The organism is Mucilaginibacter sp. NFR10 (assembly GCF_900100445.1).
GTDB classification, from domain to species: domain Bacteria; phylum Bacteroidota; class Bacteroidia; order Sphingobacteriales; family Sphingobacteriaceae; genus Mucilaginibacter; species Mucilaginibacter rubeus.
This window is the reverse complement of the sequence record NZ_FMTV01000004.1, coordinates 634,973-641,646: the sequence shown is the minus strand read 5'-3', so window position 1 is coordinate 641,646 and position 6,674 is coordinate 634,973. Positions and strand designations below refer to the sequence as shown.

The 6,674-nt window shown below is 42.1% G+C and carries 8 protein-coding genes; 1 reads left to right on the top strand and 7 read right to left on the bottom strand.

Going from position 1 to position 6,674, the window contains the following annotated elements; translation table 11 throughout:
• Window positions 1–159: 159 nt before the first annotated feature.
• From BLP33_RS17200 to BLP33_RS17170, 7 genes are all read right to left on the bottom strand, one after another.
• On the bottom strand, window positions 160–1,326 hold the full coding sequence (locus BLP33_RS17200; protein ID WP_090531250.1) for a toxic anion resistance protein: 1,167 nt from the start codon (window positions 1,324–1,326) through the stop codon (window positions 160–162).
• Between the two features lie 87 nt (window positions 1,327–1,413).
• A complete protein-coding gene (locus BLP33_RS17195; protein WP_090531247.1) occupies window positions 1,414–2,028 on the bottom strand; it encodes a TerD family protein in 615 nt (204 codons plus the stop codon).
• A gap of 4 nt (window positions 2,029–2,032) precedes the next feature.
• Window positions 2,033–2,587, bottom strand: a complete 555-nt coding sequence (locus BLP33_RS17190) for a TerD family protein (RefSeq protein ID WP_090531242.1) — start codon at window positions 2,585–2,587, stop codon at window positions 2,033–2,035.
• The gene (locus tag BLP33_RS17185) at window positions 2,577–3,422 is read right to left on the bottom strand and encodes a phosphoribosyltransferase family protein (RefSeq protein WP_090531238.1); all 846 of its coding nucleotides are present in this window, start codon (window positions 3,420–3,422) and stop codon (window positions 2,577–2,579) included. Before BLP33_RS17185 ends, BLP33_RS17190 begins: the two co-directional genes overlap by 11 nt.
• Complete coding sequence (locus tag BLP33_RS17180) at window positions 3,419–4,114, bottom strand: HAD family hydrolase (RefSeq protein WP_090531236.1); 696 nt, start codon at window positions 4,112–4,114, stop codon at window positions 3,419–3,421. The genes BLP33_RS17185 and BLP33_RS17180 overlap by 4 nt, the downstream gene beginning before the upstream one ends.
• A gap of 132 nt (window positions 4,115–4,246) precedes the next feature.
• Window positions 4,247–4,912: a TerD family protein gene (locus BLP33_RS17175; protein ID WP_090531234.1), complete on the bottom strand. Its 666-nt coding sequence runs from the start codon at window positions 4,910–4,912 to the stop codon at window positions 4,247–4,249.
• A gap of 4 nt (window positions 4,913–4,916) precedes the next feature.
• Window positions 4,917–5,492 (bottom strand): TerD family protein, encoded by a 576-nt coding sequence (locus tag BLP33_RS17170; RefSeq protein WP_090531232.1) that lies wholly within the window; start codon window positions 5,490–5,492, stop codon window positions 4,917–4,919.
• Between the two features lie 389 nt (window positions 5,493–5,881).
• Here BLP33_RS17170 and BLP33_RS17165 point away from each other — a divergent pair, with 389 nt between their 5' ends.
• Entirely contained in the window at window positions 5,882–6,613 is a 732-nt protein-coding gene (locus BLP33_RS17165) for a hypothetical protein (RefSeq protein WP_090531229.1), read from the top strand.
• The last annotated feature ends 61 nt before the right edge of the window (window positions 6,614–6,674 follow it).

Below are 6,674 nucleotides of genomic sequence, written 5' to 3'. Positions count from 1 at the left end.
GCCTTTCAAAAAAATAGAAATAAAACTATGAGAGCAAAAATACATAAAGTTTGCCTTTACGGGCAAACTACGTTCTGCCCTCAATCTCAAAAAAACAAACTCATTTTTATTGCTTTCGCTTAAATTGACGGTTATGCCCGGAAGGGAGTTGGGTGGGCCTTAACTCACACTCGTTACCGTTTTCTTCAGTTCTGTTTCCAGGTTTTGAAGCTCGGTATTTAACGTGCGGCGATTGGCCGTGCCTTCATCGTGGATCCGTTTTACCTCAGTAAGGGTTTCAATAAGAGATGAAGTGGTCTTTTTCAGTGTATCTAACGATACTACCGTTTTTTCATTTTCGCGGGCTACATCAATACTGTTTTGTTTCAGCATTTCGGCATTCTTTTGTAAAATGGTATTGGTGGTATCCGAGATCTTTTTCTGCATCTCCACATTCTCTTTCTGACGGTTGAGGGCAACAGCTATAGTGAGCTGGTTTTTCCAAACCGGGATAGTGGTTGATACGATAGATTGCGCCTTTTCGGCAATGGTGGTATTGTTGTTCTGCACCACACGGATCTGCGCCAGGGATTGCAGCATAATAAAGCGAACTACCTTCAGGTCGGCAAGGCGTTTATCAAGGCGGTTCACAAAATCGCGCAGATCGGCAATTTCATAGTCCTGGTAGCCTGTCGGGTTACCGTCCATCACAGCCAGTTTTTCGTTAAGCTCATTGTATTTGAGCTGCCCGGCAATGATCAGGTCTTCCATTTGCTTGATATAAGTAACGTTGCTGTCAAACATGGTTTGCAGCGAGCTGTTATCCTTTAACGAATTAACGCGGCCTGCCTTGATCTTATTGGTGATCTTATCGATGTTATTAACCACAGTATCGTATTTCTGGAAAAGCTTTTTGGTATCAACCACCAGCTTTTTCATGAACGGGATATGTGATATAAATGAAGTGAACGCGTTTTGGTTCAGCTCGTCAACGTCAATATAATTAAGCTCGGTAAGTAACTCGTTAATCAGCCCGCCTACTTCGCCAGAGTTATAGGTGCGTACTGAAGTAAGAAAGTTGTTGCTGTATTTCTCCATGGAGTTTTGTACCTCAACACCATAGTTCAGTATCGAGTTAACATCCGCCGGATTAATATCCTTACCCATCTCTCCATATTTTTGCAGGTCCTGGTTTGGTATAGCGTCAAGGTTGACATTACCTTGTTTATCCACCTTCATAGGCACATTGCCGGTTGGTGCGGCTGCCGCCGGAAGATCCAGATTGGTTGGAGTGATCAGCGGTGGTATATTCAGATTTAGTTCATCATTGTTTGGTGCACTTTCCATAATCTTATTATTAATGATTTAGTAGTACTTAATTAGCTGATCTTAAGCGCCACCCGGCTTAATACTTAAGATCAATGAATTAAACTTTTACAAGTAGGTTGCGGTTACAGTTTTCACTGTTTCTTCCAATTTACGGTCGCGGGTTGGTTCGCCGATGGCATTAAATTTCCACTCGCCGTTCTTTTTGTAAAACACGCCCATCACCATAGATACATGGCCTGCAAAATCCTTGCTGTGCGCAATATCATAAGTAGCGAAGATTTCGTTAACACGGGTTGGCGTACCTTCATAAATACGGATAGAGGCAAACGGTATAGTGCCGAAGTCCTGGCCACGGAAGCTGTTTAACACAAAGGCTACATAGCTTATGGTTGGGCTCAGCGTAGCAAAATCAACGGTGATCACTTCATTGTCCAGGCCGTCGTTGCCGGCCATATCGCCGGTTAGGTCATCACCGCTGTGCCTTACAGCGTGGTCTTTTGAACGCAGGTTTCCGAAGTAGATTACATCAACCAAACGTTTGCTTTCATCATATAAAATGCAGCTGGCATCAAGGTCAACGGCCTCTTTGGTAGTGCCAAAGCCAAACAGGCCTTTTCTTTCTATCGCGCCCCAGTTTATCCCAACGCATACATTTTGTAATTTGCTGCCGTTACTTTTTTCAAGGCTGATCCGCTGTCCTTTTTGAAGATTGATAGCCATAATTTTAGTTGTATTTGTTTAAATAATCCTGTAAGCCGCCTTTCATACCGGCACCCACAGCTTCAAATTTCCAGTTGTTATCTTTTTTGTAGATACGGCCAAATTCAACCGCGGTTTCTATCGAAAAGTCTTCTTCCAGTTCGTATTTCAAAATATCGACGTTAGTAGCCGAGTCAAAAATGCGGACAAAAGAGTTGCGTACCTGACCAAAGTTTTGGCGGCGGCTTTCGGCCTCATGAATGGTTACCACAATGCAGATCTCAGTAGCACGCGGATCGATCTTTGAAAGATCAACAATGATCTGCTCATCGTCACCGTCACCTGCACCGGTCAGGTTATCGCCGGTATGCTCTACAGCACCATCCGGAGATTTTGAGTTATTATAGAAAACGAAAAATTCGTCGGCCAGTATTTTCTTATTATCGCCCATGATGAACACCGAAGCGTCCAGGTCAAAGGCCGAGCCTGTTGATGAGCTGTTTGTATCCCAACCAAGGCCTATCGTAAATTTAGGGGCACCAATAGTTTCCCTTTGGCCTTTTTGCAAGTTAATTGCCATGCTGAATTAGTTTATTATTGTTTATTAATAGGTTTTGTTTAATAAAGTTTAAGTTAGGTGTATAGGCTTCAATGGTATGATAACCATTACCCAAAGCCATATCATACAGCAAGTTTATGAAATTGCTGCCTTGATCTTGTATAAAGATGCAAAAACTTTCGTGATCGTAATTTAAAATATATTTTACTATGCGGGTGTTGATGCAAAAATTAGTGCCCTTAATGATATCATTTAAATGGTAAATGTTTTTAACATGATGATAGTTAAGATAATTCTCAATATTGGGGTGGATGTTTTTGTTCACCAGTTCGGCAAAGTACAGCATGTAAATATCGTTCTGTAAACCGTATTCATTTACCATTTTCATGATCATGCGTTCGTGACTGCCGGTTATCTTGATATCATCTAAAAAAAGCAGGGTTTTGTCTTTAAGAAAATCCTTATCAATATGAAACGAATCGTTACCTATTAAATTAATCCTTTGCTCAGCATCCAGCTCGCCATAATCTTCTTTGTAGGTTATGGTACGGTGAACCTTGGTTTCCTGCACTACAGGGTAACCATGATGGGCCAGCCAGCGGTTAAGCCTGCACACAAAGTGGTTTTTCATTGCAAAAGTAGCCGTAGGAATAAATGAGTATGGGCTTGATATAACTACGATCTGTTTTTCTATTGGCTGTTTAGTTAAGATTTCGCTGATAAAGCCATCGGCCAGATCGGTGCCGAAGTAGCGGGATACCTCGCCATCGCCAAATTTAAAGCGACTGTAATCATCGGCATCGAAACCAAAATGTGTTGCGCTGTTGATATGATGTAATGAGTAGGTAGCTTTCATAAACTTAATAAGGTTAAAATGGATAAGTTGTTTGAATTGATGAGCAGGCTATCAAGGCCTGCATCTTTAGCCCCCGCTATATCTGCCGCCGGGTTATCGCCTATATGTATGATACCTGACCGGTCTATCTGCTTTGGTTTATTACACTCTTTAACTTTTTGCACCATCAGCTTAAATAAATCCCCGTTTGGTTTCGACATCCCCTCCTCGTCCGAATAGATCTGAAAGTTAAAGAACGTATCCAGCCCTAATTTAACCATTACCTTGCGGAGCGTTTGTCCTTTTATAAAGCCTGTATTACTTAAAATACTCAATGAGCAATCACCTTTTTGTTTTAGATGCTGCAGCACCTCAATTGTTACAGGTGAGTAAAGCACCGGCAGATAGTAAAACAGCAGGGTTTCCATGTCGGCATACAGCTTATCGATATTAACATCGGCAAGCGGATATTGGTTATCATTAATTGTGCTGATCACCATCAGGTACATTTCATCCGCGTCAATGTTTTTACCAGTACGTTCGTTCACGGCATTGCACATGAGGTCAACCTGCCTGAAAGCCCGCGCTACCTCATCAATACTTTTACCCGCCGGATTAAAATCCCGGTGAAAGATCTTGGTACGTTCTATTTTAAAGTATGGGTTTGATTTGATGAGCGTGAGCCAAAGATCAAATGAGTAATGTTGGTACATTTATGTTTAGGTAGAATTAAACTTAACCAAAATGTCATTGCGAGCGTAGCGTGGCAATCGCTTGCTATACAGAGCGGCTATGCTTACGTGCGATTGCTTCGTCGTTCCTCCTCGCAATGACATGTTTTTATATTAATAGTTCCGAAGCAATTCCGAAAGACTATCAGTACTATGCGGATCACCTATGGCACGGAATTTCCAGGTGCCGTCTTTGCGGTATACTTCCGCAAAGGTCATGGAACACATGCCGTTGTAAGTTGAATCGCCGGAGAGACTGAATTTTGCGATCTCTTTACCATGGCTGTCAACCGCGCGGATGAAAGCATTCTCCACCATGCCAAAGTGTTGATTGTTTTTACGCCCCTGATAAATAGCTACCAGGAAAAGGATGCGGTCATATTTCGGATCGAGCGAATCAAGCTTTACGATGATTTGCTCGTCATCGCCCTCACCGGCCCCGGTGCGGTTATCGCCGGTAAGCCAGATGTGTCCCGAAGGATGGCGCATCGAGTTAAAGTAAATCACATCTCCCTCGAACATATTGATAGTACGCCCATTAGCGGTTTGTTTGGCATAGCCGCGATTCGCTACTTTACCGTTCTTGTCCAGCAAAAATGCAATCGCATCCAAATCATATTCTGCCTCTTCGGCACCGCCAAACAGCTTGCCTAAAAAGCCGCCATGGGTTTTCCTAACGTCCCAGCCCAAACCTATAGTTACTGATGACAGGTCGAAGCTTTCGCCTTTATCATTTTTACGCAGGTCAATTGTTTGACCTTTTACCAAATTTATAGCCATTGCCTTATTTGATTATTTGCCCTTTAAAATATTTACTTAAAAAGAAGGCGAGGTCTTCTTTGTAACCCACACCAGATGCTTCAAATTTCCATGCGCCACCGCGTTTGTATAATCTGCCAAACTCAATGGCTGTTTCGATAGAAAAATCCTCACCCAATTCATATTTGCATACTTCGGCACCCGTTTGGTTATCTAAGATACGAATGTATGAGTCACGCACCTGGCCAAAATTTTGACGACGGGCTTGTGCTTCGTGAATAGTTACCACAAACAGGATCTCCTGGATGCGGGCATCTACTTTAGTGAGGTCAACAGTGATCGATTCATCATCGCCGCCGTCGCTGTTGCCGCCTGTTGGGTCATCGCCGGTATGATGTACCGATTGCTCGGGCGAGTCGACATTATTATAGAATACAAAAAATTCATCCTGGGGTACCAGTCGGTTAGCATCGATCATGATAGCCGATACGTCAAGGTCGAAGTCATAACCTGTGCCTTCGTTTGGGTTCCAGCCCAAGCCAACTGTCATTTTTGAAAGGCCGATATCAATTTTCTGCCCTTTTTGTAAGTTAATAGCCATTTTAGTATGTGTTATTTTTAGGTAAAACCTGTGTAGCCTATTGGGTTTTGCGCGGCGCTGCAGGTATTGAGCCGGAGACAAACCGGCAATTAAACGCTTAATCTAAGGTAGATGTTTTATTGAGGTGATATTGTAAAATTGTCTACACAAAAATAAGACGATGACAGGGGGCGGTTGTTACAGAAGAGGGGGAGATAATTTAGTTGCGTAATACGCAATTATTTAACAATGGTTGTTGCATCTGTTTTAGCTCATTCGTAATAGTACGTTGTAGTCGCCCAGTCGCTTTTTTATGTAACACGATTAATACACTTGCTGTAGCGTATTAAGGGAGAGTGATTTGGTAATTAAGTGAAAGTCATGTAAATTCCGTTTTTATAAAAACCTAAATGGTAAAAAAATCACTCCTGGCCCTAGTTATCACCTGGGGCATAATGGCAAACGGTCATGTTTCTGCACAAACGGGTCCCGATAGCACGGGTTTAGGCCTCGTAATTGCTAATTATCACACTGCTATAGGGCAACAATCACACTTATATAACGGGCCCGAATATGAGTTTTATGATCCCATAATAAAAGGTAACGCATATGTTTTTGACAATAAGTCATTTACGGCTGGAGATGTAAAATACGGGGCAGCGGTTTATCGCGACGTCCCGATGTTATATGATCTGAATAAAGATTTGGTGGTTATACTGCTTTATAACCACTTTACAAAAATTTCATTACTAAGCGAGCGTGTGCCGGAGTTCTGGCTGCTTAACCATCATTTTATACGCATTACTACCGATTCGACAGGCCAGGCCCGCCTTGCTACCGGTTTCTATGATCAATTATACCAGGGAAAAAAGATCGGGATCATTGTAAAAAGGGCCAAGAGCATCCAAACCAGCACGGGAAACAACACCATCGAATCTTTTTTTAGCGAAACCAAAGATTATTATGTTAAAGAAGGGGATAACTATTTCAGCTTTAGCGGAAAGGGCGGACTGTTAGATATTTTGAAGGATAAAAAGAAGGAGTTGCGGCAATATATAAAAGCCAATCATATCGACTTTCGCGAAAATCAGGAACAGGCTATAGTGGATGTAACTACTTATTATGATCATTTAACTAATTAATGCGGCGTGCCTTATTATTTAATAACAGGGCAAAAAATAATATAGCATTAATGTATACGGC